This is a genomic window from Thalassobacterium maritimum (genome assembly GCF_031127805.1).
Classification (GTDB): Bacteria; Verrucomicrobiota; Verrucomicrobiia; order Opitutales; family Coraliomargaritaceae; genus Thalassobacterium; species Thalassobacterium maritimum.
Genome location: NZ_JARXHW010000014.1, coordinates 46,135 through 72,446, shown reverse-complemented (window position 1 = coordinate 72,446; position 26,312 = coordinate 46,135). Strand labels below are relative to the sequence as shown.

29 protein-coding genes are annotated in these 26,312 nt (G+C 53.6%); 18 read left to right on the top strand and 11 right to left on the bottom strand.

Annotation, left to right across the window (positions count from 1 at the left end; genetic code table 11):
- The first annotated feature begins 41 nt into the window (after positions 1–41).
- The 13 genes from rplC to rplX are packed head-to-tail and all read left to right on the top strand — an operon-like array spanning position 42 to position 5,857.
- Positions 42–686, top strand: coding sequence for a 50S ribosomal protein L3 (gene rplC, locus QEH52_RS08090; RefSeq protein ID WP_308949602.1), 645 nt, complete (start codon positions 42–44; stop codon positions 684–686).
- Between the two features lie 26 nt (positions 687–712).
- Positions 713–1,357 carry a 50S ribosomal protein L4 gene (gene rplD, locus QEH52_RS08085; protein WP_308949601.1) on the top strand — a complete coding sequence of 215 codons (645 nt, stop codon included), beginning with the start codon at positions 713–715 and terminating at the stop codon, positions 1,355–1,357.
- A complete protein-coding gene (gene rplW / locus QEH52_RS08080) occupies positions 1,354–1,644 on the top strand; it encodes a 50S ribosomal protein L23 (RefSeq protein ID WP_308949600.1) in 291 nt (96 codons plus the stop codon). Before rplD ends, rplW begins: the two co-directional genes overlap by 4 nt.
- 20 nt (positions 1,645–1,664) lie before the next feature.
- The gene (gene rplB, locus QEH52_RS08075; RefSeq protein WP_308949599.1) at positions 1,665–2,510 is read left to right on the top strand and encodes a 50S ribosomal protein L2; all 846 of its coding nucleotides are present in this window, start codon (positions 1,665–1,667) and stop codon (positions 2,508–2,510) included.
- Positions 2,511–2,526: 16 nt separating this feature from the next.
- Positions 2,527–2,790, top strand: a complete 264-nt coding sequence (gene rpsS, locus QEH52_RS08070; RefSeq protein ID WP_308949598.1) for a 30S ribosomal protein S19 — start codon at positions 2,527–2,529, stop codon at positions 2,788–2,790.
- A gap of 23 nt (positions 2,791–2,813) precedes the next feature.
- Positions 2,814–3,188 carry a hypothetical protein gene (locus tag QEH52_RS08065; RefSeq protein WP_308949597.1) on the top strand — a complete coding sequence of 125 codons (375 nt, stop codon included), beginning with the start codon at positions 2,814–2,816 and terminating at the stop codon, positions 3,186–3,188.
- A gap of 5 nt (positions 3,189–3,193) precedes the next feature.
- Positions 3,194–3,529, top strand: a complete 336-nt coding sequence (rplV, locus tag QEH52_RS08060; RefSeq protein WP_154001131.1) for a 50S ribosomal protein L22 — start codon at positions 3,194–3,196, stop codon at positions 3,527–3,529.
- 22 nt (positions 3,530–3,551) lie between these two features.
- Entirely contained in the window at positions 3,552–4,184 is a 633-nt protein-coding gene (gene rpsC / locus QEH52_RS08055) for a 30S ribosomal protein S3 (RefSeq protein WP_308949595.1), read from the top strand.
- Between the two features lie 57 nt (positions 4,185–4,241).
- Positions 4,242–4,658: a 50S ribosomal protein L16 gene (gene rplP, locus QEH52_RS08050; RefSeq protein ID WP_308949594.1), complete on the top strand. Its 417-nt coding sequence runs from the start codon at positions 4,242–4,244 to the stop codon at positions 4,656–4,658.
- A gap of 27 nt (positions 4,659–4,685) precedes the next feature.
- On the top strand, positions 4,686–4,889 hold the full coding sequence (gene rpmC, locus QEH52_RS08045) for a 50S ribosomal protein L29 (protein WP_308949593.1): 204 nt from the start codon (positions 4,686–4,688) through the stop codon (positions 4,887–4,889).
- 20 nt (positions 4,890–4,909) lie between these two features.
- Complete coding sequence (gene rpsQ / locus QEH52_RS08040; protein ID WP_308949592.1) at positions 4,910–5,191, top strand: 30S ribosomal protein S17; 282 nt, start codon at positions 4,910–4,912, stop codon at positions 5,189–5,191.
- A gap of 58 nt (positions 5,192–5,249) precedes the next feature.
- Entirely contained in the window at positions 5,250–5,612 is a 363-nt protein-coding gene (gene rplN / locus QEH52_RS08035) for a 50S ribosomal protein L14 (RefSeq protein WP_308949591.1), read from the top strand.
- 2 nt (positions 5,613–5,614) lie between these two features.
- Complete coding sequence (gene rplX / locus QEH52_RS08030; RefSeq protein WP_308949590.1) at positions 5,615–5,857, top strand: 50S ribosomal protein L24; 243 nt, start codon at positions 5,615–5,617, stop codon at positions 5,855–5,857.
- Between the two features lie 19 nt (positions 5,858–5,876).
- On the opposite strand, the gene QEH52_RS08025 is transcribed toward rplX, so the two are convergent.
- Positions 5,877–6,860 carry a hypothetical protein gene (locus QEH52_RS08025; RefSeq protein WP_308949589.1) on the bottom strand — a complete coding sequence of 328 codons (984 nt, stop codon included), beginning with the start codon at positions 6,858–6,860 and terminating at the stop codon, positions 5,877–5,879.
- Between the two features lie 145 nt (positions 6,861–7,005).
- Between QEH52_RS08025 and QEH52_RS08020 the strand changes: the two genes are divergently transcribed.
- The 4 genes from QEH52_RS08020 (at position 7,006) to QEH52_RS08005 (ending at position 12,057) form a co-directional block, all read left to right on the top strand.
- Positions 7,006–7,515 (top strand): hypothetical protein, encoded by a 510-nt coding sequence (locus QEH52_RS08020; RefSeq protein ID WP_308949588.1) that lies wholly within the window; start codon positions 7,006–7,008, stop codon positions 7,513–7,515.
- Positions 7,516–7,601: 86 nt separating this feature from the next.
- Positions 7,602–8,261 (top strand): energy transducer TonB, encoded by a 660-nt coding sequence (locus QEH52_RS08015; RefSeq protein ID WP_308949587.1) that lies wholly within the window; start codon positions 7,602–7,604, stop codon positions 8,259–8,261.
- A gap of 152 nt (positions 8,262–8,413) precedes the next feature.
- Positions 8,414–11,251, top strand: a complete 2,838-nt coding sequence (locus tag QEH52_RS08010; protein WP_308949586.1) for an alkaline phosphatase family protein — start codon at positions 8,414–8,416, stop codon at positions 11,249–11,251.
- 110 nt (positions 11,252–11,361) lie between these two features.
- Entirely contained in the window at positions 11,362–12,057 is a 696-nt protein-coding gene (locus tag QEH52_RS08005; protein ID WP_308949585.1) for a hypothetical protein, read from the top strand.
- Here the strand turns inward: QEH52_RS08005 and QEH52_RS08000 are convergent.
- The 9 genes from QEH52_RS08000 to glgA form a co-directional block, all read right to left on the bottom strand.
- A complete protein-coding gene (locus QEH52_RS08000) occupies positions 12,054–15,188 on the bottom strand; it encodes an efflux RND transporter permease subunit (protein ID WP_308949584.1) in 3,135 nt (1,044 codons plus the stop codon). The genes QEH52_RS08005 and QEH52_RS08000 overlap by 4 nt on opposite strands.
- A gap of 39 nt (positions 15,189–15,227) precedes the next feature.
- Positions 15,228–16,367, bottom strand: coding sequence for an efflux RND transporter periplasmic adaptor subunit (locus QEH52_RS07995; protein WP_308949583.1), 1,140 nt, complete (start codon positions 16,365–16,367; stop codon positions 15,228–15,230).
- Positions 16,368–16,408: 41 nt separating this feature from the next.
- Entirely contained in the window at positions 16,409–17,782 is a 1,374-nt protein-coding gene (locus QEH52_RS07990) for an efflux transporter outer membrane subunit (RefSeq protein ID WP_308949582.1), read from the bottom strand.
- A gap of 48 nt (positions 17,783–17,830) precedes the next feature.
- Positions 17,831–18,076, bottom strand: coding sequence for a hypothetical protein (locus tag QEH52_RS07985; RefSeq protein ID WP_308949581.1), 246 nt, complete (start codon positions 18,074–18,076; stop codon positions 17,831–17,833).
- Positions 18,077–18,178: 102 nt separating this feature from the next.
- Positions 18,179–18,796, bottom strand: a complete 618-nt coding sequence (locus QEH52_RS07980) for a TetR/AcrR family transcriptional regulator (protein ID WP_308949580.1) — start codon at positions 18,794–18,796, stop codon at positions 18,179–18,181.
- 161 nt (positions 18,797–18,957) lie between these two features.
- The gene (locus QEH52_RS07975) at positions 18,958–20,451 is read right to left on the bottom strand and encodes a hypothetical protein (RefSeq protein WP_308949579.1); all 1,494 of its coding nucleotides are present in this window, start codon (positions 20,449–20,451) and stop codon (positions 18,958–18,960) included.
- A gap of 100 nt (positions 20,452–20,551) precedes the next feature.
- On the bottom strand, positions 20,552–21,310 hold the full coding sequence (locus tag QEH52_RS07970; protein ID WP_308949578.1) for a hypothetical protein: 759 nt from the start codon (positions 21,308–21,310) through the stop codon (positions 20,552–20,554).
- A 136-nt stretch (positions 21,311–21,446) separates the two neighbouring features.
- The gene (locus QEH52_RS07965; RefSeq protein WP_308949577.1) at positions 21,447–23,414 is read right to left on the bottom strand and encodes an alpha-1,4-glucan--maltose-1-phosphate maltosyltransferase; all 1,968 of its coding nucleotides are present in this window, start codon (positions 23,412–23,414) and stop codon (positions 21,447–21,449) included.
- A gap of 32 nt (positions 23,415–23,446) precedes the next feature.
- A complete protein-coding gene (gene glgA, locus QEH52_RS07960) occupies positions 23,447–24,658 on the bottom strand; it encodes a glycogen synthase (RefSeq protein ID WP_308949576.1) in 1,212 nt (403 codons plus the stop codon).
- A gap of 158 nt (positions 24,659–24,816) precedes the next feature.
- Here glgA and QEH52_RS07955 point away from each other — a divergent pair, with 158 nt between their 5' ends.
- On the top strand, positions 24,817–25,419 hold the full coding sequence (locus tag QEH52_RS07955) for a thioredoxin family protein (RefSeq protein ID WP_308949575.1): 603 nt from the start codon (positions 24,817–24,819) through the stop codon (positions 25,417–25,419).
- A 68-nt stretch (positions 25,420–25,487) separates the two neighbouring features.
- On the opposite strand, the gene proC is transcribed toward QEH52_RS07955, so the two are convergent.
- Positions 25,488–26,294, bottom strand: a complete 807-nt coding sequence (proC, locus tag QEH52_RS07950; RefSeq protein WP_308949574.1) for a pyrroline-5-carboxylate reductase — start codon at positions 26,292–26,294, stop codon at positions 25,488–25,490.
- Positions 26,295–26,312 lie beyond the last annotated feature (18 nt).

Sequence of the window (26,312 nt, the reverse complement as noted above, 5' to 3'; positions counted from 1 at the left end):
TCTAGGAAACGGAGCCTCTGCTCCACCTGCCTATTAGTATTATGAACGTAGCCCTACTTGGTAAAAAGATAGGAATGACTCAGGTATTTGACGACAACAATCGTCTTGTGCCTGTGACTGTCATTGAAGCAGGACCCTGCCCAGTAACGCAGATTAAGTCCTCCGAAAAAGACGGATATGATGCCGTCCAAATCGGTTTCCGTCCACAAAAAGAGCACCGTCTCTCTAAAGCAGCCCTCGGCCACTTCAAAAAGGCCGGCGTTGAGCCTGTTGCTGAACTCCAAGAGTTCCGCACAAATGGCGATGTCGAGTTGAACCTCGGCGATGTGCTGACTGTAGAGAAGTTTGAGTCGGGCCAAAAGATCGATGTGATCGGCACCTCCAAGGGACGTGGTTTCCAAGGTGTTGTGAAGCGCTACGGTTTTGCGGGTGGTCCCGCCTCTCACGGTTCGATGTTCCACCGCCGTGGTGGTTCATATGGTATGTGCCAATGGCCAGGCCACGTGATCAAGGGTAAAAAGATGCCCGGTCACATGGGCGATGTGCGTCGCACAGTCCAAAACCTTGAAATTGTTAAAGTTATCGCTGAGAAAAACCTGATTTTGGTTAAGGGAAGTATTCCTGGCTCGCGTGGCTCCCTCGTCACTGTTCGCACAGCGGTTAAAACTAAAAAAGCCCAAGCGTAAGCTGAGCGACGAAAGGAAACAATACGATGAAACTTAAAGTTTATACAGCCGACGGATCTTCAAGCTCTGAGAAGGAGTTTGCACTTCCAGCTTTCGAGGGCGACAAGGGGGTAGCAGCGCTACGTCAAGTCGTGCTCGCACACCAGGCCAACGCTCGCCAAGGAAACGCCTCGACTAAGACCCGTGCAGAAGTTGCCGGTTCTGGTAAGAAGCTTTTCCGTCAAAAAGGTAGCGGCACAGCCCGTCAAGGTTCACGCCGCGTGCCTCACCAACGTCATGGTGGTATCGCTCACGGCCCAAAACCTCGCGACTTCTCACAAAAGATCAATCGCAAGATGAAGGATCTCGCATTCAGCCGCGCACTTTTCGAGCGTGCAACTGAAGGTGGCCTTTCCGTGATTGAGTCTGTCGAAGTGAAGGAGCCAAAAACAAAGCTCTTCAATCAAGTGCTCACAGCGGTTCTTCCGACTCGTGGTAAGGTCTTGATCGTTGATGACCAATTTGAAAACAATGCCGCTCTGGCAGCCCGCAATATCGAAGGGGTTTCCCTTTCTGAAGCTGGCAACCTCAGCACTCTGGATGTTGTGCGCTATCGCCACATCATCGTCAGCGCTAAGGGCATCGAAACTATCATCGCACGTGCCAATGGCGCAAAGGGAGGTGAGTCATGATTATTGCCGATAAAATTCTTCTCGAATACCGAGTCACTGAAAAAGCAGCACTCTTGTCTGCTAATTTCAACCAATACACATTTGAGGTCGCTCCTAGCGCCAACCGTATCGAGGTTGCTCGCGCCGTGGCTAAGGTCTTCAATGTCGAGGTGACAAACGTAAACATTCTTAACAAAAAGCCTAAGGTGAAGAACGACCGCTCACGTCGCGGTAAGTCCGGCACTTCGGGCGGCCACAAAAAGGCTATCGTGACTCTTAAAGAGGGCGATAAGATCGAACTCGTCTAAGAACGAAGGGACCCAATAACATGCCACTCGTAGATTCCAGACCTTTGACTCCCGGCCAACGTTTCCTCACACGAAACAAGCAGGACGTCTCTAAGAAAAAGCCAGAACGCCGTCTCGTCACACGCGTACACGATAAGCAGGGCCGTAATTGCTATGGTCGTATCACTTCTCGTCGTCGTGGTGGTGGTCACAAGCGTATCTATCGCATCATCGATTTCCGCCGTGAAAAACTCGACATCCCTGCAAAAGTGCAAGCGATCGAGTATGATCCAAATCGTTCTGCCAACCTTGCGCTGCTTGCGTATGCGGATGGTGAAAAACGCTACATTCTTGCACCTCGTGGTGTTCAAGCGGGCGACACACTTCTCAGCACCAACGATCGCGTAGAATTCAACCCTGGTTACTGCTTGCCTTTGGCAATCATCCCACCAGCCACTAAGATTCACGCAATTGAACTTCACCCTGGCCGTGGCGCGCAAATCGCACGTTCTGCCGGTCAGTCTGCACAGCTTGTTTCGGTCGATGGTGACCGTGCGACTGTAAAGATGCCTTCCGGTGAAATTCGCTTCCTCAACTCTCGTTGCCGCGCAACGATTGGTGAAGTTGGTAATCTTGAGCACCAAAACCAAAGCTTGGGTAAAGCAGGTCGTAGCCGCTGGCTCGGTCGTCGCCCTCGTGTTCGCGGTGTCGCGATGAATCCTGTGGATCACCCAATGGGTGGTGGTGAAGGCCGCACTTCCGGTGGTGGTCATCCGCAGTCGCCTTGGGGCCAACTCTCGAAGGGCTTCCCAACTCGTAAAAAGTCTAATCCGACCAATTCACAAATTGTTGTCCGTCGCAACGGCCGCCAATTGAAGAAACGCTAAACCGATTTAACTAGCTATGTCTCGTTCCGTAAAAAAAGGTTTCTTTGTTGATCCACACCTCGCTAAAAAGGTGCAGGTTGCACAGGCCAACAACGACCGCAAGCCGATCCAAACATGGTCGCGCCGCTCAACAATCACTCCCGACTTCGTCGGCCTTAACTTCAATGTGCACAACGGTCGCAGCTTCTTGCCCGTCTACGTCACTGAGAATATGGTCGGTCACAAGCTCGGAGAGTTTGCACCCACTCGCACCTTCAAGGGGCATCCCACTGGTAAGTAAACTCTCTCTTTCACGCTAACGCTATGCAATTTCCACGCACAATTCGCACACTTAAGCTGGCTGGCTTATTCCTCCTCGGGGGGATGCTAGCAGCTAGTGCGCTGAGTGCTGGAGTGCCCGCTTTCGTTAAAGAGTCCATTTACAGCCCGAATGCCGCAACCGTGGCTGAGGTTGTGCCCACACTCGCTGCCGACGTCGTTATTCTCGATGGAGGTCTTGAGCAGGGGATTCGCTTAGGAATGGTTTGCCGCATCACGCGTGGCCTACAATCCATTGGCGAGCTTATCATTATCGAATCACGTAGCGACCATTCCGCAGGGCTCATCCTCGATCTGGTCAAAGACTCCACCATACAAGCGGGCGACATTGCCCGAATTAAAACACTTCAAAACAGCTGAATCTCATGCAGGTCCAAGCCTATACAAAATACGCCCGTATGTCGCCCCGCAAGGTGCGCGAGATCACACAAGCCATCCAAGGTCGCAACGCTGCCGAGGCGGTTGAAGTTCTTCGCTTCATCCCTCGCAAGTCCGCGCGTCTCGTGAGCAAGACTCTTCAGTCGGCTATCGCGAATGCGGAAAACAATAACAATCTCTCTTCGGATGCCCTTAAGGTTGAGTCCGCCACCGTCGAGCAAGGCCCAACGTTCAAGCGTTTCCGCCCTGCTGCTCGTGGTTCCGCTCACCCTTATAAGAAGGCGACTAGCCACATCCGTATCATCCTCTCTGACGAGGCTTAAGCTTTAACGACACCTACGAATTATGGGACAGAAAGTACATCCAACCGGCTTCCGCCTTGCAGTAACCCGCGACTGGGACTCCCGCTGGTACGCAAACAAGGACAAATTCCCTGAGTATATCAAGGAAGACCACACCATCCGCACATTCCTCACAGAGAAGCTTCGCTACGCATCCGTGCCACGCATCTTCATCGAACGTGCTTCGGGTCGTATCCGTGTTAAGATTTTCACCGCACGCCCAGGTGTTGTCATCGGCCGTAAAGGTGCCGAGCTTGATAAGATCAAGGCAACGCTCAATAAGAAGGTCGGCAAGGAAATCATGCTCGACATTCAAGAAGTCAAGCGCCCCGACCTTTCCGCACAACTAGTTGCTGAAAACGTAGCCTTGCAGCTTGAGCGCCGTATCGCATTCCGTCGCGCAATGAAGCGTGCGGTTCAAACCACAATGGGCATGGGTGCTGATGGTATCCGTATCCAGTGTGCAGGTCGCCTCGGTGGTGCTGACATCGCTCGCACAGAGCAACAACGTCAAGGTCGTGTGCCTCTTCAAACACTTCGTGCGAACATTAACTACGGCTTCTCCGAAGCTAGCACTGTGTATGGTATCATCGGCGTTAAATGCTGGATCTGCCTACCTGACGAAGAAAACGCTTAAGGCGAGTCTTCCCTTCGAAACGAATTTTTACTTTTAACATTTTAAACAGAGCGAACCATGGCACTTCTTCCATCACGCACAAAATACCGTAAGGTTCACAAAGGTCGTATTTACGGCACTGCACAATCTTGTAATTCACTCGCTTTTGGCGACTTCGGTATCCAATCACTCACTCGCGGTCGTATGACCTCTCGTCAAATCGAAGCGGCTCGTGTTGCTATGACACGTAGCCTCAAGCGTAAAGGTAAGGTTTGGATCCGCGTCTTCCCTCACAAGCCTGTGACCAAGAAGCCTGCGGAAACTCGTATGGGTAAAGGTAAAGGTTCTGTTGAATACTGGTGTGCGGTCATTAAGCCCGGCACTATGCTCTTCGAAGTTGCTGGTTGTTCCGCAACTGCCGCTCGTGAAGCCCTCCGCCTTGCGGATACAAAGCTTCCATTCCACTGCCGCTTCGTTTCACGCGAAGAAGCATAACACTTTTAGAGATAGGAAACTATTACTATGAACACTAAAGAAATCCGCGAAATGTCCGAAGTCGAAATTGAAAAGTCGCTTCGCGATACACGTGATGCCCGCGTCAACCTCCGTATGCGCAAGCAAACTGGTCAAGTCGAGCACCCACACGAATTCAAAGACATGAGCCGTCAAATCGCTCGTCTCGAAACCATCCTTAAAGAAAAGAAGTTGGCCGCAGCCAGCGCCTAATCTCTTAGCAGCCTACGCATATGGAAGCCACAGCAACACGCAACTCTCGTAAAGTCTTGGTCGGAACCGTTTCAAAACGTTCCGGTGACAAGACAATCAAAGTCACTTACTCTTACAAAGTCCCGCACCCTCTCTATAAGAAGGAAATTAAGCGTAAGACTGTTGTGCACGCACACGACGAAAAAAACGAGTGCGGTCTGGGTGACAAAGTTGAAATTATGGAAACTCGTCCGCTCAGCAAGCTGAAGCGCTGGCGTGTGACCAAGGTGCTCGAAGTCGCTCCAAAGCTGGGCGAAGAATAGGGCGCACTGCAGCCACGAACACGACACAATTTATAAATCCTAATAAGGAGATTTAGCTATGATTCAGATGAACAGCCGCGTTTTTGTCGCGGATAACACCGGCGCCAAATCCGCCGAGATGATCCGCCGCCTTGGCCAAAACAAGGACACTGCCGATGTCGGTGATGTTGTTGTGTGTGCCGTCAAGGAAGCCTCCACCGACTCCTCTGTTAAAAAGGGTGAAGTCGTTCGTGGCGTTGTCGTTCGCACCAAGGCTCCAGTCCGCCGTGCAGATGGCAGCTACCTACGTTTCGATAACAACGCGATTGTTATCATCAACGCCGATGGTAACCCCAAAGGCACACGTATTTTCGGACCGGTTGCTCGTGAGCTCCGCGCAAAATACATGAAAATCATCTCTCTAGCACCGGAGGTTCTCTAATCATGGCACAAGCAATCAAACGCGAACAAGAAGTCGTCGTCATTTCGGGCGCACACAAAGGCAAACGCGGCAAGGTCCTCTCTGTAAAAGCAGGTGAGCGTGTCCTCGTCGAAGGCGTCAACATGATCACTAAGTTCCAACGCAAGACTCAGGAAAACCCAGAGGGTGGTTCGGTTGAGCGTGAAGCTCCCATTCATTACTCCAATGTGATGAGCGCCGAGAAATTCGACGCAAAGAAAAAGTAAATTTACTTTATAAACATTTTCAAAAGGGCGTGTCGAGAGACACGCCCTTTTTTGTCGACTCGTCACGATAAATGGGGAGCAGGTATTGTTGATTCAGGTCCAGCCCTGGAACGTATAAAATCATCTCAAGCTCCCAGAAATGGGGTGGGGCGCCTTGGATGTGAGTCGCAGGTGCTGACTCGGGTAGCTCGAATTGCACGCAAGCGTAGCCGGGGCTCGCCTGTAGCTGTGTGCGGTCGACCTGTTCTTGTGCTTCGTAGAGCACTTCATGCACCAGGCGCTTGCTGCGGTTCTTGCCACTGCCACTGGTGACATAGTATTCTTTGATGCAGCGCAGGTAGAACTTCGCAGAAGACGGTGAGCGCACGCTGGCAGGCAAGCGGACCTTTAGCTGCACGGATTCGCCCAGGTGCATTGGGAAGCGAGGATAGATTAATTGAGTCTTCGCAAATTTTAAGGCGTGACGTAGCTTCTTTACGGTGATCACAAAGCTTGCGATCACGATCAAGTTCATGACGATCGCAGACAGGCGAAGCAGCCACGGGGCGGAATCGTCTTCGTGAAGAATGCAGTTCGGGATCGAGGCGAAGATCGTGATGAAAACAAAGGCAGCCAGGCTCGTTTGGACTGGCCTCCAGCGCGGGGGGCAAAAGCCTTGGCGGTCCCAGGGGTAGTCCGCCATGGCGGGATTGTTGGGATGTCGCTGTGCTAGCTTGCGGCATGTTGCCAATAGGCGAGCTTGCTTGTAGCCCATTTTCCAGATGATGAGGCCTGCCATTAGGAAGACTAAACCGGCAGCGGTGAGCAGCCACATCGGTCCGTTAACTTTGCTAGCATCCAATTCGACGATCCCAAGGCTTCCCAGGGTGAAGTAGAGGCCGAAAGCAACAAAGGGCAGTCCGAATAAAAACATCGATTTCGGAGAGAGGGGCGCATGGATGCCTACGGGGCCTGTATCCCTATTTTTGAGACGATAGGGGACCTTCTCATTTGTGCTGGACATGAGCAATGTTGGAGCTGACTTGTATTTTTACCAGTGTTTTAAAAGGCTAAATGCGCAATCACAGCGTGAATTGGGGGATTTGACTAGTTGGACGTTCACAAAAATTGAGTCGCTTTATTAGCGCAGCTTGTTACAAGTGTAGGTTATGCTGAAGGATGTAATGGAGTCAATTCTACGCTTAGTTGAAGCGATTTTTGGCTATACCGCAGGGGAGCCAGATTTCAATATCGTACTCGGCGTGTGCATTTTCGCATGGGTTCTCGCAGCACGCATATTCATGGCAATTTTTTCGAGTAAGCGTGGTATTTTCTCTGCGTTTTTTGCCTTCGCCATACCCATGCTGCTTGGCCTGATCGGCTATGCCATGGCGGAATTGTTTATCGTCCCGCTAGTCAGTAAAGGTGCGGGTTGGAGCATCTATGCCATCCCCAGTGCGATCTGGGTGCTATTTATTTTTCTTTCAATTGTTGTCTTTGCGAAGCGAATTTGGGCGCTCCCTTCAGGCGTGAGTTTATTTATCTATATAGTGGCCACTGCGGCTGCCATTGGCGTTTACTTCGGGGCGCAGGTAACCTTGGGAGTCATAGAATATGGTGAAGGTCAACTGGAGCAACGCGATCGTAGCGTAAAGAGCGATCTAGAGTCCTTCATGTAGCCAGCCCTGGAAGGAGGGACTTTTTCCGTCCACTCAGCTCCGACTTTGACAAAGCGTGTTTGGAGGCGCTTTAGTGAAGCCTGCATATGCCATCACTTTTACCGCCTCAAAAAAAATCATTCGGCTCTGGGCTGAGTTTGTTGCTGGGCTGTGGGGTGGCTTTGATCATTATGTTATTAGTTCCGCTGACTCAGCTCACGCAACCACAGCGGGAGTCCGTGGAGTCCATTGAAGCCGTGGAGCTGGCTGTGCCCCCTCCGCCGCCACGCTTAGAAGAGCCTCCTCCGCCGCGCAAAATGGAAGAGAAGGAGCCGCCGCCCGAACTGGATCAGCCGCCGCCGATGCCCAGTCTGGAGCAACTAGAGATCGCGCTCAATCCCGGCACTGGGGGGGATATGAGTTTAGACATCGGGTTAGGAGTCGATTTCTCCACTGAGTCTGCTGTGCAGTTAGAAAAAATCTTCGGCTTTGGAGAGCTCGACGAAGTGCCGCGCCTAGTGAGGGAAGGGCGGTTCCGATATCCGCCCAATTCTCCACGTGGCCGTGGGGAGGCCTTTGTCAATTTGCTGATTTATGTTGAGGCCGATGGACGCATCTCGGTGCAACGTGTGGTCGATTACTCGCACAAAGAATTCATCGAGGCCGCCAAACGAATGGCTGAAGGTTCTCGCTTCTCGCCCCCATTGCGAAATGGCCTAGCCGTGCGCTCACAGTATGAATGGCCCATCCGCATCCCTTTAAGGTAATGGAGCCGTCAAACTTGGTTTTAGTAATAGGCGCAATTTTGGGCTAAAATTGAGTTCGGGCTCCTTGGTTCATTTTTTCTTGGCTTGCATCAACAATTGACTGTATCGCTGCTGCCGAGGAGCAGCGAACAGCTCGCTCCCGAGCTTAGATTATGAAGAAATTACTACTTGTCGGATGGGATGCCGCTGATTGGCGAATCATTCGTCCACTACTCGATCTGGGCAAAATGCCAAACTTTCAACGGCTAATCAATAATGGCGTTTGGGGGAATCTTGCCACGCTCCAACCTGCCCTCTCTCCCATGCTCTGGACGAGTATCGCAACTGGTAAACGTGCCGAGAAGCACGGCATTCATGGTTTTACCGAAGCAGATCCATCGACCGGTGGAGTCCGACCAATCACTAACCTCAGTCGTAAAACCAAGGCTATTTGGAATATTCTCAGCCAAAGTGAAAAGATCTGTAATGTTGTAGGATGGTGGCCGTCCAGTCCCGTGGAGTCGATTAACGGTGTCATGGTGTCGAACCACTTTCAGAGTGCACCCAAGCTACCGGAAACTCCGTGGCCCCTCAGCCCTGGCACCATCCACCCTGCACGCTTACAGCAATCACTCTCGGAGCTTCGCCTGCATCCTATGGATATCACCGGAGATATGCTTGCATCCTTCATCCCCGCTGCGGAAGCGATCGATCAGTCTAAAGAAAATCGGCTGTACGGCTTAGCCAAAATTACCGCGGAAAACACATCAATTCACGCGGCAGCCACGGAACTACTGCAAACCGAGCCGTGGGATTTCATGGCCGTATATTTCGATGGCATCGATCACTACGGCCACGGGTTCATGAAATACCACCCGCCTCGTCAGCAACACATTTCGGAGGAAGACTTCGAACTTTATAAAAATGTCATGACCACGGCTTACGCCTTTCATGACATGATGCTCGGTGTGCTCCTAACCCTAGCCGGCGAGGACACCACCGTTCTCCTCATGTCCGATCATGGCTTCCACCCGGATCATCTCCGCCCCCGCTCGCTGCCCAACGAACCTGCAGGCCCCGCGGCTGAACACAGGAATTACGGAATTTTTGCCATGCAAGGCCCGGGAATCAAACAAGGAAATACCGAGATTCATGGCGCGACACTCTTGGATATCGCGCCGACCGTGCTCCATGCCTTTGGTTTGCCAGTCGGACGTGACATGGATGGCAAGGTGCTTGAATCAGTCTTCTCTGAACCCACCCCCATCCAACGAATTGACTCTTGGGATGACGTTGCAGGCAATTCCGGCATGCACCCCTCCGATGCTCAACTAAATCCACAAGATGCCCAAGCGGCCATGGATCAGTTGATCGAGCTAGGTTACATCGACAAGCCAGATGCCGATCAGACCATTGCCGTCGAAAAAACAAATCGTGAACTCCAATATCACTTGGCGCAGTCCCATGTCGATGCCCGCCACTTTAGAAAGGCCATCACCATTTTTCAACAACTTTGGGAGAAATGGCCCGACGAAAGCCGTTTCGGCATCAAACTCATGCACTGCTACCTCGCACTCAAGAAGCCCCGAGCAGCCCGCAAAACCTTGAACTTACTCATCGAGCGTAAACAACATTACGCACAAGCCGCACAGCACGAACTGGACGAAATCTATCAGGCGAAGTTAGCTGAGAAGACAGTACCATCGTCCACCGAGCAAACCGCCCGCCTTACAATAACTGATGAGGATTTAACGCCTCAAGAAATCGAACAAGTGCGTCAACTCAAAATCCGAGCGCAGACAAATCCAGAAACCCTCGCCTACTTCGAAGGTCTGGTCCTGCAAGCAGAGAAGCACTACGAGAAAGCTCTCGATTGCTTTTCAAAGCTGATCTCCGTCGAGCCAAGCCGCCGAGTCTCTCTCCTCACTCGAATGGGAGATGTCTGCTTGAGCCTGAAACGCTGGGAAGAGGCCGAAGCTCATTTCACAGCCATCATTGACCTGGATCCAGAGAACGCCATAGCCCGCATGGGACTCTGCCAAGCGTTCTTGCCTCGTAAGCGCAACATTGAAGCCGCCGCCGAAGCTCAAGCGTCCATTCAATTGAAACACCACAATCCCCATGGGCACTACCTCTACGGGATCGCACTGCACCGTTGCGGTCATATCGAATGGGCGATCGATGCGCTGAACGAGGCCGTGCAACAGAATCCTCTATTTCCCAAAGCCTATCAACGCCTAGCCTTCATCTATTCTAAACGCTTAAAGAACGAAACCAAGGCGGATGAGTGCCGACAAAAAGCCTTGGAAGCGAAAAGACTGCTCAAAGATCACCTCGAACAGCCGTCTACGCTAGCCACAGCTCAAGCCACCACCGAGCCCAAACCGACGCCTTACACGCCCGTCATGCTCAATCAGACAGGGAAGGTCCAATGCCAACCCAAGCAATGGATCACCATTGTCGCCGGATTACCGCGTTCGGGGACATCCATGCTCATGCAAATCCTGCAGGCAGCTGGCCTCCCCGTGCTAAGCGATGCGCAACGCAAAGCAGACGCATCCAATCAAAAAGGTTACTTCGAGCATGAAGCCATTAAGGCCCTGGACAAGTCGGTCGACATTTTCAACGACGCACATGGCAAAGTTGTTAAAGTCGTCATCCCGCAAGTTCAGTATCTCCCCCACACGCATCCCTATAAAATCATTATCATAGAACGCGATCTTGATGAGATCCTGGCCTCTCAAGACAGTATGCTCAAGCGCAATCAGAAAGCCACGTCTGCTGCCACTCGGGGTGGCTTGAAGAATGTATTCGTAAATCAAATACGTGAATGCAAAAACATACTGCTTAACCATCCGCAAGCCGACTGCCTAAGCATCAGCCATCGTGAGGCTATTCATTCCCCCGAAGCCACCGTCGACGCGATCATTGAGTTTCTACAAATTCCCAATATGAATCGAGATGCCATGGTCGCAGCCGTCGCCACAGAGCTCTACCGAACTCGACGCTAGGGACTCCGGAATGCATTTACATTTTTTTGACATAAAACTATTCGCCAATGTAATAGGAGCTATCACATTGGCGCTCTCGACCACACTACAGGATAAACATTAAAACTTATATGAAAAGTTCCCAACAAAGCACGCCCTCCCTCAAGAAAATCAGTCTAATCGGTGGCGCTTGCTCCGGCGGACTTGCTCTATCGCTGTCAGGGGCAGTCGTCAATATCAGCATAGGAGAGCTACCCAGTGTTTTGACTGGAGGGCTCGACTATAACGATGGCACTGCAACCTGGAATATTGATGGCGTCGGATCTGCCGAAATGTATATTAGGGGACAAAATTACGAGAGTTCCTTTGTTGGTGGGAATCATGATATTGTGCTCGGCAGAAACGGCGCAAATCGTGGATGGAACTCGGCTGGCGCGATTGATCCAGAGGCCTCGTTTGTTATCAATGCAGCCTCTTTTGCTAACAATTTTTCAATGCAAGTGAAATGGGCCAGCGCCGCCCAAGAAAATGTCATCCGAAACGACTTTACTAGCTTTAGCTCAACAGATGTAAAAACCGCTCAGTTTCAATTCAACGATGGAGCCAGTGTTGGCTGGATCTACATCCTCGTCAATGATCCGAGCAATCCCACTTTAATCACAGCCGTAGAGGTCAATGGCAAAGCTGGCCAATGGGGGCAATCAGGAGACACCTTTGACTCTGCCGTCATCCCCGAGCCCTCCGAAGCCGCAGGCGCCCTCGGACTTCTCGCAGCTGGAGCCGCAGCAGCACGCCATTTGCGCCGCGGCAAAAGAGATGCAGCTTAATTATGTGAGGACTTGGCGTATTTTTGGATGATCACGTAGAACACGGGTGTCATGAAGATTCCGATCGCGGTGACGCCGAGCATGCCGCCGAAGACGGCGGTGCCTAGGGCCTGGCGCATTTCGGCACCGGCACCTGTGGCAAATACGAGTGGGACTACGCCGAGGATGAAGGCGATGGCGGTCATCAAAATAGGCCGTAGGCGTAGGCGTGAAGCTTCGATTGCGGCGTCGAAGCGGTTCATGCCTTCGTCTTGCTTTTGTTTGGCAAACTCAACGATGAGAATGGCGTTCTTGGCGGCTAAGCCGATGAGTACGATGAAGCCGATCTGTGTTAAGATGTTGTTGTCAAATCCGCGTAAGGCAACGAGACCGATGGCGCCACTGAGACTGAGGGGGACGATGAGTATGATGGCCAGCGGTAGTGACCAGTTTTCGTATTGTGCCACGAGCACCAGGAAGACGAAGGCGATGGCCATCAGGAAGACGACGGTGCTGCCGCCGGCTTGCTTTTGTTGGTAGGCGAGATCGGTCCATTCATAGTCCATGCCGGGAGGCAGAATCTCGGCGGCGAGTCGCTCCATGGTGGCAATTGAATCTCCGGAGGAGTAGCCGGGTGTGGTGGAGCCTTGCACCTCGGCTGAGGAGAATAGGTTGTAGCGCACATAGCGGTCGGGGCCAGAGGAGTTCTTGAGTTCGACCAGGGAAGCGAGTGGCACGATGTCGCCGTTGTTGTTGCGTGTCTTGAGGCTGTAGAGGTCTTCGGGTGTATCGCGAAACTCGGTGTCGGCCTGGGCGGTCACTCGGTAGGTGCGGCCGAGTAGGTTGATGTCGTTGACGTAGAGTGAACCGAGATAAATCTGCATGGTGCTAAAGATGTTATCGAGTGGCACATCCAGCATCTTGGCTTTGACGCGGTTCACATCGGCGTAGTATTGCGGCACCGAGGAGCGATAGGAGGTAAAAGTCTGCGTGATTGAAGGCTCGGCATTGGCCGCCATGGCGAGCTTCCATGCGGTTTGTTCGAGCACGGCGGGGCCGAGTCCGGCGCGGTCGCGCAGTTGCATCTTAAAGCCACCGCCGCTACCGATGCCGCGCACGGGTGGGGGCGGGATGACGAAGACGAAGGCTTCTTGAATGTCGCCTAGTTTTTGCCGTAGTTCGGCGATGATGGTGTCGCTATCGCGTCCGGATTCGAGGCGCTCTTCGAAGGATTCGAAGGGTGTGAAAATGGCCGCGGAGTTGGGACTATTGGTGAAGGAGGCACCATTAAAGCCAGCAAAGGCGACGGTGCCCTTGATGCCGTCGACAGTCATGATGGTATCGACGATGCTACGCGTGAGCTCGTCGGTGCGCTGCAGCGAGGAGCCGTCGGGCAATTGGGCCACCACGATGCTGTAGCCTTGGTCTTGTGTCGGGATGAATCCGACCGGTACTTTGCCAAAGCCAAACCAGGTGACTGCGAGTAGGCCGACATAGATAATGATGGCGGCGAAGCCGAAGCGCACGATGCGGCGAATAATGCCGGTGTAGCCGCGGGTGAATTTATCGAAGAACCAATTGAAGCCCTTGAAGAACCAGCCAAAGAGGAACATGTAAATGCGAGTGAAGCGGTCCTGCGGCGCATTACTCGGGCGCAGCAAAATGGCACCGAGTGCGGGGCTGAGGCTGAGTGATACGATGGTCGATATCACCACGGCGCCAGAGATGGTGAGCGCAAACTGTTGGTAGAATTGACCCGAGATGCCAGGGATGTAGGCGGTCGGCACGAAGATCGCGACCATCACTAAGGAGGTGGCGATTACCGCTCCGGTGACTTCCGACATGGCGGCGAAGGCGGCTTCGCGCGGGCTCTTGCCCTCGTCGATATTACGCTGAATATTCTCCACCACCACGATGGCGTCGTCCACCACGATGCCGATCGCGAGCACGAGGCCGAAGAGCGTGAGGTTATTGAGCGAGAAGCCCATGATCGCCATGGTGGCAAAGGTGCCGATCAGTGAGATCGGAATTGCCAAGAAAGGAATGATGGCGGCGCGCCAGGATTGTAGGAAGACTACGATCACTAAGACCACGAAGAGTATGGCCTGAAGCAGGGTGATTTGCACTTCGTCGATCGACTGCTGAATGAACTGGGTGGGATCGTAAATGATCTTATACTCCAAATCATCTGGGAAATCTTTTTCCAGCTCAGCCATGGTGGCGCGTATTGCGCTCGCAGTCTCCAATGCGTTCGAGCCGGGACGTTGAAAGATCGGCATCGCGAGCGCGGGTGTTTTGGTGGCGTAGTTGACGATGCCATAGTCTTGTGCGCCGAGCTCGACTCGAGCGACGTCGCGTAAGTGTACGACTTCACCGTTCTGGCCTGTTTTGACGACGATGTCTTCAAATGCGGTCTCGTTGTCGAGGCGGCCGAGTGTGCTGACATTGTATTGAAAAGCATTGCCCTGGGTGGTGGGCGATTGCCCGATCACACCGGCGGCGACTTGCACGTTTTGCTCGCGCAGTGCTGCGACTACATCGCTGGGGATCATCGACAAGGAGGACAATTTTTCCGGGTTCAACCAGATGCGCATGGAATACTCACGTGCTCCAAATAAGCGCACGTCACCCACGCCTTGAATGCGGCGCAGCTGCTCGCGCACTTGAGTGATCGCGTAGTTACTGACGTAGAGATTGTCGTAGGTGCCCCCCGGCGACATCATTTGCACCACCAGTAAGATGTCGGGGCTGTTCTTGGTGACGGTGACGCCAGCGCTGCGAACTTCGTCGGGTAAGCGGGGCTCCGCAATGGCGACGCGATTTTGCACCAGCACCTGTGCCTGATCCAAGTCGGTGCCGAGCTCGAAGGTCACGGTAATGGCCAGTGAACCGTCCGCGGTGGAATTGGACGACATGTAGAGCATGTTTTCCACACCGTTGATCTCCTGTTCGATCGGCGCGGCGACGGTGTTGGCGATGGTTTCCGGAGTGGCGCCGGCGTAGCTGGCGCGCACCACTACAGTCGGTGGCGCGACTTCAGGATATTGTGCGATGGGCAGTGTCGGAAATGCGAGTATCCCGAGCACGGTGAATACGATCGATATGACGATCGCAAAGCGCGGACGCTTAATAAAAAAGTGAGAGAAATTCATGGCTTGGTTCGGTAGTCGGTCAAAGAGGAGTGCGGAGGATTATTGAGCCGCCGCTTGTGGATCCACCGTCATACCTGGACGGATGAATTGGATGCCGCTTACAATGATGCGGTCTTCGGTGCTGAGGCCCGAGCGCACGATGCGTAGACCCTCATGTGTGGGGCCTAGCTCGAGTGTGCGGCGCTCGACACTGTTGTCGTCTTTGAGTGCCCAGACATATTTGATGGTTTGGTCGGTGCCGATCGCTGTATCGGGAATGAGGATACGGTCGGCTTTTTCCGTGGTGGCGACACGTATGCGGGCGAAGAGCCCCGGTGTGAGGAATTCATCTTCGTTTTGGAACAAGGCACGCACAGTGAGTGTGGCGGTGTTGGGGTTGAGCTGATTACTGGAGAAGTTGATGATGCCCTGGTGTGGATAGCCCTCTTCATCGTCGAGGCCCAGCCAAGCAGGGATTTGCGCATCGGAGTGACGGCCCCCACTTTCACCGTTGAAATAGCGACGCAGGCTGCGCAGGAAGGCACGTTCGTCGACTTCGTAGTAGGCGTAGATGGGGCTGTGCGGCACGATGGTCGTGAGTTCAGTTTCTGAGGCGACCACCAGGTTCCCCACTGTGACTTCGCGGCGGTCGGCAATGCCGTCGATCGGTGCGATGACTTGCGTGAACTCGAGGTCCAAGTGAGCGGCTTCCAGCGAGGCGATGGCGGCGGCGACATCGGCTTCCGCCTGCAGTGCTTCACTGTTACGAATGTCGGCCTCCTCTTGGCTGATCGCGTTGACTTCGATCAGCTTTTCAGCGCGCTTCAAGTTTGCTTTGGCGAGTGAACGCGCAGCTTCGGCTTGATTGACCTGTGCTTGCAGGCGATTGACCTGTGCCTGAAATGGGCGTGCATCGATCACGTAGAGCAGATCGCCGGCCTTTACTTTTTGTCCTTCAGTGAAGTGAATCGATTCGATGTAGCCACTCACACGCGGGCGCACGTCGACGATTTCGACCGCTTCCAGGCGACCGGTGTAGTCGGCATACTCAGCAATGTGTTGTTGCGTGGGGTTGGCGACTGGCACCGGCAGAGCTGCGTTGGCAGCGGGGGAGGCGGGGCTGGCGGCTTTATTATCGCAGCCGACGAGAGTGGCCAGTAAGGCTAGAGTGGATACGGCGAGGGAGAGTGGCTTATTCATTGGTAGTGGTATTCTTTTTGATTTTTAAAGTGGGAAGCAGCTTAGTTCCAGTTGCCGCCGATCGCCCGGATGAGGCGAATGGAGTTTTCGTATTCGTCGCCGATGATCTGGGCTAGGCTACGTTCGGCCTCCAATGCGGTGCGCTCGGAGTCGAGCGAGGAGATGAAGTCGACGATACCATTGCGGTATTGATTGTCGGAAATCGTTTGCGCGCGTGCGGAAGCGTGTGCCGCGCGCTCCAGTGCGGCGCGTTGCACGGAGAGGTGACGCCAGCCCGAGAGTGCGTCTTCCACTTCTGCAAAGGCTTCCACTACGGTTTGCTCATAGTTGGCGGCCGCTTCAGCGTAGGCATATTCGCTGCGACTGAGATCGGCGCGTAGGCGTCCTCCTTGGAAGAGCGGCAGGTTGATATTGGGGCCGAAGCTGTAAAGTTCGGAACCGGCCTTGAACCAATCGCTCGCTGCTGAGGCGGCGAAGCCACCGCTGGCGCCCAGGGTGATGCGTGGGAAGAAGTTTCCCTTGGCCACGCCGATACGTGCGTTGGCTGCGCGTAAGTTTTGTTCGGCCAGACGGATGTCGGGGCGGCGCTGCAACAGTTCCGAGGGCAGGCCAGCGGGCGCGTCTACGGGTTTGCCAGTGAGCGCGGTGACTTGAATCGAAAAATCAGGGGCCGCTTGTCCCATCAAGACCGCTAGCGCATTTTTGCGAGTATCGCGCGAGCGCAGCAGGCTGGCCAGGTCCGCTTCCGATTGTGCTAGCAGCGTCTCAGACTGTGCGACATCGAGGTCGCTGACGGCTCCATTTTCATAGCGCTTTTTAACGATTTCCAGTGATTCACGGCGTGTTTCGACACTGCGTTGTACGGATTGCACTTCGCGCTCGATGGCGCGTAGGCGGAAGTAGTTGATCGCTACGTCGGTTTCGGTGATCAGGAGTAGATCTTGATAGGCGGCCTCGCTGGCCGCGGCATCTGCCTCGGCGGCTTCGACTAAGCGTGCCACACGACCGAAGAGGTCCAGCTCCCATCCTAAGGTGAGTGAGGCATTGTAGGCATCCTCCGCATCGCCAGTATTGCCCAGTGCCTCCGAATCTTTGTAGCGTGCGTAGGTACTGTCTGTATCCACTTGAGGGCGTCGGCCAGCCTGCTCTTGCCGAATGAGCGCACGCGACTGTCGTGTGCGCTGATAGAGCGCATTCAAGCTGTGATTGTGGGCACGCGCCTGACTCACCAATTGAGTGAGTTGCACATCGGCGAAGAGCTCTGTCCAGTGCTTCACGTCGATTTCAACCGAGGGGGTCGGCTGTGTGTATGCCTGGGGCGTGGCGGGCTCAGGTTGGGCGAAATCGGGCCCCACCGCGCAGCCGGAAAGCACGAGCGATAGGACAGTCATGGATGTCAAGAGTGGTTGGATCATGGCTTGGTCGTTTGCGAGGTCGGTAGTGGTCGGTCGTCTTGTCGCGTATTATGCGGCGTGGCGCTTTGCGTGCCTGTTGAAACTCAGCGTGCGTGGCTGACCGATGCCGCCCGGGAGCCCGAGCAACTTGTGGCCTGTGTATTGGCGCAAGGGACTCGGCTGCGGGCTGGATGCTCTGTTACCTTCCGCTGGAGTGCGGTTGGTTCTTTGAACTCCGAAGATGCGATCCGCCAAGCGGTCGTGACGACCGTAGCGCGCGGCGTTGAGTTCGAGGGTGTCTTTGATTCCGATCATAATATAAATTTGTTAGTAGTTGACTGTTTAGTAAAGAATTGGGACTGAGTATCTGCCGACAATTGTGCATCAGCAATGGGTGGAGGCAGCGGGCCAGCGCTCTTAGGCGACTGAGATTTCGGGCAGCTGTTGAATGCGGAGGATACGGGCAGCTGCGACGGGAAGATCCTTGAGTATCTCCGGGTCGTTTTTCATGCGCGCTTGGGTAATCATACCCTCATAGAGGTTAAACAGAATACGTGTGGCTTCTTTGGTATCCATTTCAGGGATATCTCCATTGGCGACCGCCTCCGTGATGGTCGCTTCGAAGTAGCGCTGGAAGCGGCTTAGCATCTGGTTCACCTTATCGGCAAGCTCCGGCTCGATGGTTGAGATCTCGGCGCCGATGTTAAAGAAGGGGCAGCCCAAGACGCAGCCATGTTCGGCCGCGACTTGCTGGGTGCGCTCGTAAGCTTCCTGGAGTTTACGGGCCAGGCGCTCCAAGGGCGGGCGCGAGGGTGAAAAAGTCGCATCTAGGCGAGGTTGGATCTGAGTCCACACATGGTCCATTGCGGCGATACCGAGATCGAGCTTGGACTTGAAAAAGTAATAAAAGCTGCCCTTTTTGACCTCTGCCTTTTCGCAGATGACATCAATCGTCAACGAGCCATAGCTGCGTTCCCACATCAGGAGCACCATCGCGTCGAGGAGTTGGTTTTTGGCATTACTTGTTCGTCCCATGGGATGCACTAATAGATGACTATTTGGTAAAGTAAAGTCGTTCTGCTATTTTTTTTGAAAAATAGAGCGTTTTTCAGAATGGCGCCTGATTCAGCGGCGAGCAAGGGCGCGGCAATCCAGCGATTGCCGCGCGTAGAGTGTGCATGCTATTTTTCTAGCGATTACTCTGCTTCGGTGCGCGGAGTGACGCTATAAAACTCTGAGGTGGCTGCGGCATCGCTGCGAGTAATGATGCTGCTGCCTTCTGAGTCGCTCAATTCAGCCCATGTGCTGGCTGCAGTACCCAGAGTTTGGCTGCTTACGATTTTAAGGTCGTTGCTCCCGTTGAGGGTGAATACGGCTTCACCGTCGACTTGCACCAATCGTAGGTCCACGCTTTCTTCGAAGGTTTCGGGCGTATCGCTACTGATCTTTGTCAGCAGGCTGATGTTTACGCCATAGGTGTCTTGGCTAAAATTGTAGGCAAAGTTCTTAGAGGCATTAATATACAAAGGAGCAAGATCTCCCGAATCGTTGAACAGCAGCGAGTTTTCAGTATTGGCAATACTGAAGCTACCATTGATGGCCCCGCTGGCATTGCCGGAGGAGTCGATGTGAATGTTACCTTGTTTGGTGGAAAACTCGTCCGTGTAGTAGATGTCTACGAGTTCTTCGCTCAAGCCAGTGCTGCCGGCATAGTCGTTAATATCGCCCGTGCGGCTGTTTCCTGTTTGGCTATTATAGTAGCTTTCCGTCATCTCGATAGGGATGAATAGGGAGGTGTAGCGCCAGTTGCCAGACAGCTCTGCCAGGTTTAGGGAAGAGGGGAGCTTGCTGATGATGATGAGTTCCACGTATTCGCCTGCTTCCGTTTTGACGTGTACAATCACATCTTTGGCAGCATTGATGTTCATGGTCATCGGGCTGGTGTCGTCGCCCGGGGCGACTACGGGGCGAACACCATTGACAGATATGCTGCCTGAAAAGAGTCCACTGAAGGAGCCATCATTGATGGTGAGTGTGCCCCAATTACTTTCGAAATCTTCAATTCGGTGTAGATCGACCAATCGCTCACCTTCCCGCGCGTAATCGCTAATATCAGAGTGACGTTGATTATCGGTACTCTGATTATAGTAGGTCTCCTGCATCGCAGAGCCAATATAAGCGTTGCCCAGGCCCCATTTGCCGTCGAGTTCACTTAGGCTCAGGCTTGCCGGCTGTCGCAGGACAATGCTGAGCTCTTGGCTGTTGGAGTCCGCAGTGGAGTTAGTAATGATGTCTTTCGCTAGATTCACGTAAGCCGGGCTGGCATCGGCTAAAGATTCGCCGTCATCTTTGGCCAGTAGGCGCCCCCGGTTATAGTCGAGAATTTGGGCTGCTGCGCCTCCGCTGATATTGCCGGAGGCGTCGATGCTCAGGCTGCTGGCCTCGGTGGCAAAATCACTGCTATAGTAAGTATCCACTAAAAGTTCTCCACTCTGCGCATAATCCTGAGAGTCGCTGGATCTGCGCGTTTCGCCTGTGCTTATATTATAATAAGTCTCGATGAGAGCGGCGGGAGTTTCGAGTCGCAGTTCTCTCCAATTACCGGAAAGATCGGCTGTGTCGTCCGCGTAGGTCGCGCATGTGACGCTTAGGATTGCGAGTGTGGATGTGAGTTTTTGGTAGGTAGGCATAATTTTCGCAACTATTTCGCTGCAAGTCGTGCAGTCAATGATTGGAATCGTATATCTTAATTATGTGATTGCTATATGGTCTGCTCCAGGCGGCGAATGGTTATTTATTTTGTTTCACGTATTCGACGAAGCGCACGAGCCCTTGCAGTGCTTGTGCGAACATTTGTGGTCGGACTGTTTCACTGTCATACTGGTGGCCCGTGTAATTTGAGTTGATTTCAAGTTGAATGCAGGGAGTGCCCATGGCCGTGACAAATTTCGTAACGGTCTGGTGTGCAGTGGCCGCGAAGTAATCCATTGAAAAATTCGACATGCCTTCCTGCTGTAGGTAGGACATGAGCGAGGTCACAATCCAGCGGTTGCCACGAATGCTTGCACCATTCATAGTGCCGAAGTCCACATCGTATGGGCGATACCAATGCGAGGCGTGGATATCGAGCACCAGTCGAGGCTGTTCCGTTTCGATGAGTTGTGCCAGTGCACGTTTAAAGTCGTTGTCATCGTAGTAGTTTGGATCGGAGGGGCTGGCATAGGTGGTGTAGATCACGGTGGAATCCGTCAGCTCCGCAAGCATGACAGCCAGTGATCCCGTGCCACCATCTGGAAAGCGCAGTTTTCCCTCGCGCGTGGGTCGAGTGGCGTGAGGGGCTACGATCAGCACATTCGAACTGCCGTGTTTGATTTCAAACCAAGACTCGCCGGCCGGGGCGAACTCTGCGCTGTTGTGTGCGAATGTCTCTTCGATTTCAATTGCACGATCAACATGTTTTTTGGTGATGATCGCCTTCTCGGGCAAGGTTGCGCATCCCGCGAGCAGCGAGAGTAGGGTGATTTGGAGGACTAATACTGAATGACGCATGATTCTTTTATATTAGGGCACCACGAAGCACTAACTGAGCCGATTCATTGGCAGCAGATGAAGTATGCGTTTTTTGTCGAACTATACGGCTAGAGCATGGCCGGAGTCGGTCGTATGTGCCCCTTTGCTTTAAGCTTTAGTCGATAATTTGAAAAATATGAGCGGGACAGGTCTGCGGGTTGAGCTCAAGGTAAGGAGTGGTGTCGTGCCAGATGTACTCTGTGGGCTTTGCGGCGAATTGATCGACGAGGCGTAGGTTGCCCGCGTGGGCGAGGCCGAGGGCTTCTCCGCTGAGGTCGAGTGTGCCGACTTGTTTATTTTCCCAGTCCATATTGACGACCACTATGAAACGGTCGGTCTTTTCAAAGTTCTGTTTTAAGTAGGCGATGATATGGCTGTTGTTACAGGGGATGAACTGTACGTTAAATGTGCGTTGGAAAGCTTCGTGATTGTTACGTAGCGCATTTACACGGGCGATTTCAGCTTTGATATTGCCAGGCTGGTTGAGGTCCCAAGCTTTGAGTTGATACTTTTCGCTGTGGTTATTCTCCTCTTTGCCAGGATAGGGTTCGTGGTCGAGGAGTTCGTAGGCAGGCCCATAAATACCGACATTGGAGGAGAGAGTGGCGGCGAGTATGTAGCGGCCGATGAAGGTGGCGCGGTTGCCAGTCTGAAGGTCGGCATGTAGAATGTCGGGCGTGTTGGGCCAGAAGTTGGGCCAGAAATAGTCCTTGGAATCGCCCTGTGTCAGCTCTTCGACGTATTGCTGCAGTTCGGCTGCAGTGTTACGCCAAGTGAAGTATGTGTAGCCGTGGGTGAAGCCGCCTTTGGCTAGGAAATACTTACGCTTGGGGCGAGTGAAAGCTTCGGCGAGGAAAATGACTTCGGGGTGCCGAGCCTTGATGTTGAGAATGCACCAGCGCCAGAATTCCATCGACTTGGTGTGAGGATTGTCGACTCGGAAGACTTTGACGCCTTGCTCGATCCAGAATTCGAAGACGCCCTTGAGCTCGTCCCAGAGGTTTTCCCAGTCGTCAGACTCGAAGTTAATCGGGAGGATGTCTTGATATTTTTTGGGCGGGTTTTCGGCGTATTGGACGGTGCCATCTGGACGCCAGCGGAACCATTGCGGGTGTTCTTTGACCCAAGGGTGATCCGGTGCGCATTGAAAGGCTATGTCGAGGGCGACTTCCATGCCGCGCATTTCGGCTTCATCGAGGAAGTGTTGAAAATCTTCGAGGCTGCCGAGTTCGGGGAGGATGGATTTGTGGCCGCCCTCTGCTGCGCCCACTGCCCACGGACTGCCGACGTCGTCAGGTCCGGGGGTGAGGGTGTTGTTTTTACCTTTACGGAACTCGCGACCGATCGGGTGGATTGGTGGGAAGTAAACGATGTTAAAGCCCATCTCGTGAATCTCGGGCAGGCGCTTGGCGGCATCTTTGAAGCTGCCATGTGTGTGGCCGTCATAGACGCAAGAGCGTGGGAAATATTCATACCATGCGCTGAATGCGGCCAGTTCGCGCTCGATCAGCATTAGCGAGAGAGGGCTGGTGGTTTCCCAGGCGCGCTGTGGGTAGCTGCGTGCGATATCGGTTACGTGGCGGCTATAAGCGAGGCTAATGCGCGTTTCGATGTCGGCGCTAGAGTCGGCCAAGTGGGTGGCCCATTCGCGCAGTTGTTCGGCGTGGTCTTCGCTTGCGCGCTTGGCTGCTTGCTCCAGCAGTTCGGCGCCGATGCGGCACTCCAAGTCTAGGGGGACGCCTTCCTGATGCTTCTTTTTGAAGCCTTCATGCCAGCTGCCGTAATGATCGACTACGCCGGCGACTTCATATTCGAAGAGTCCAATACTGTCGGTGCGGTAGGTCGTCTCGAATTCGTCATTGCCGAGCGCTTGCATTGGCAGCACTTGCCAGTGCTCGGTGTTTACTTTACGAACGCGCAGTTCGACCTGCAACAGGTCGTGGGAGTCGGCGAAGGCATTCGCTTGAAAGACGATCCAGTCGCCGATGACGCGTTTAAAGGGATTGCGTCCGCCGTCGATCGACGGAGTGACGTGGTCAATGACGACACGACGAGTGCCTGCGGTTTTGGCTAGAAGAGACATTACGGGAGAAATTGAGAAAGAGGAATGGGCAATTAAGAGTTCTTGAGAGAGGCGTAGAGGTTGCCAGTTTGTTCAGCGATGCTTTTCCAGCTGAATTGTTCGACGGCACGCTTGCGACCGGCCTTAGCGAAGCGTTCGCGCTTCGCGGGGTCGTCCATCAGTCGATTGACCTGATGCGCGAGGTCTTTAGCATAAGCGGTTGGATGTAGTGGGGCGAAGGGGCTCTCGTTTTGTTGCGCTACAGGGACTAGAAAGCCAGTCTCATCATGAACGACAACTTCGGGAATGCCGCCGACTGCGGAGCCGACTACGGGAGTCTCGCAGGCCATCGCTTCGAGATTGATGATACCGAAGGGCTCGTAAATGGAGGGGCAGCAGAAGACGGCCGCGCCTGAGTAGAGTTGAATGATGTCAGTCTTATCGACCATTTCGTCGACCCAGTAAATGCCGTCGCGCTCTTTACTGGCCTCCGTTACGGCGGCTTTCATTTCGGCGGCGATCTCTTGAGTGTCGGGGGCGCCGGCGCAGAGTACTACGTTATAGTGATTGTTCATGTATTTGATCGCTTCGACCAAATGAATGATGCCTTTCTGGCGGGTGATACGTCCGACGAAGAGCACGTAAGGCTTGTCGTTGGGGATCTTAAACTTAGTCAATGCGGGGCTGGGGTCGACTGGCTGGTATTCTTCGGTGTCGATGCCGTTATAGATAACATGGACTTTTTCGGGCGAGACATTGAAGTGTTTTAAAATGTCGGTTTTGGTGCCTTCGGACACCGCGATCACGGCGTCGGCCATCTCGAGTGCGGTCTTTTCGACCCAGCTGCTGAAGTCGTAGCCGCCTTGCAGTTGTTCACGCTTCCAGGGGCGGAGTGGCTCCAGGGAATGCCCCGTAATCACTAGCGGGATCCCATAGTTCATCTTAGTCATGATGCCAGCCAGGTGGGTGTACCATGTGTGGCAGTGCACGACGTCCGCTTCGTTGCCGTCGGCATTGTAACTGATTGCGCGCTGTGAGCTGCCGAAAATGGAGTGTAAATGCTTGGGCGCGCCGAATTGACTGGTGTCGACGGGGTAGCCTTTGACTTTGAGCGGATAGTCGGATTCAGTCTGATCGCCGAAGGCGCGCACGTCGACATCGACGTCGGACAGTTTAGAAAGTTCTCGGGTTAAATACTCAACGTGCACTCCTGCGCCGCCGTAGTTATAAGGTGGATATTCGTTACTGTAGATGAGTGCATTCATAGATGAGCTTAATTTATTTAAGTGGACGCTTTATACGTGCTTTTTAATTCTAAAATAGGGATAGGCTCAAGGCTTTTTAGAATCTCTACTAGTCACTTGAATTTGCGCTAAAATCGAGTCTGTTAGTAGGCGAATCATCGATTCTACTACATCTTATTATGAAAAAATCACTCTCTCTTCTTTTCGCGACTTCGTTTGTCTTTGCCTCCTCACTATTGGCCAGCGTGGAAACCGGTGCGAAAGCGCCTGATTTTACCCTAAGTGATACCACGGGTGTGTCGCACAGTTTGTCTGATTTCGCTGGCAAGTATGTTGTGCTGGAGTGGACAAATCACCATTGTCCCTTTGTCATGAAGCACTACGGGGATGGGGATATGCAGGCGCTACAAAAGTCGATGACCGAGGACGGTGTTGTTTGGCTGCAGGTCGTTTCTTCGGCCGAAGGGAAGCAGGGCTATGTGACAGCCGCGGAGGGAGAAGCTTTACGTAAGGATAAAGAAATGCTTTCGACTGCGATGCTGTTGGACGCATCGGGGCAGGTCGGGCGTGCTTATGGAGCTCGCACGACGCCTCACATGTATCTGATCGATCCGGAAGGTACTTTAATTTACCAAGGAGCAATCGATAGCATTAAGTCGACGCGTCAACGTGACATTGCTAAGGCTAAAAATTATGTGCAGGCCGCTTACGATAGCGCGCAGGCGGGAGAGCCTATTGCTGATGCGAACACCGTGCCTTACGGGTGCAGCGTCAAATATTAGCAGAGCGGCGAAAAGCACCAAAACTGCCGGACGTGTCCTGCGCCCAGCGCTCCGTGCAGGGGCGTTGTTTATTCGGCAGCGAGCTCCAGTGAGCGTGCTTTTGCGGCTGCGAGCGCTTGGTCGACCAAACTGCGGAATCCGCCTGTTTGAAATACCTTGAGCGCGGCGGCGGTCGTGCCTCCTGGGGAGGTCACTGCGTCGCGCAGTGCTTCCGGTGTTTCTTCAGTTTCTGCGAGTAGCATTGCGGCGCCGAGTAGTGTGTCGATGGCGAGGGCGTCGGCGAGCCCTTCGTCGAGGCCGCAATTGACGCCCGCTTCGCGCAGTGCGGCTGCAAATTCAAATACGTAGGCGGGGCCACTGCCGCTGAGTGCAGTGACAGCGTCTAGGTCGGACTCTTCCACTTCGTGGAAGTTGCCCAAGGAGCTGAGTGTGTTCTCGACGATAGTATTGTCTTTGTCAGACAACTCGCGGAGTGGAGCATAGGCCGTCACACCCGCGCCGATTTGGCCCGGAGTGTTGGGCATGGTGCGCACCACGTTGCGCGCATGTGCAAACTTCTCGCTTAAGCGAGTCAGCGGAGTGCCTGCGAGGATGGAGAGTATTAATTTTCCGCGTGCGGCTTCGGCGAGTTCGGGGCTGATCGCCGCGAACTGTTGAGGCTTGCAGGCGAGCACTACGGCCTCGGCCTCATACAGGGCAGGCGTGATGTCTTCTAGAAACTGGATGCCAGTTGCTTCGGCTAGTGCAGGGCCGGTGGGATCGTCGCCACAGGTGCAGGCGATCTCTTCGGGGGCGTAGTGTTCCTTATCGAGGAGTCCGCGGACGATGGCTGAGGCCATGCGGCCGGCTCCAATAAATGCAATGCGTATGGACATGAGTCAGTGTGTGTGTGC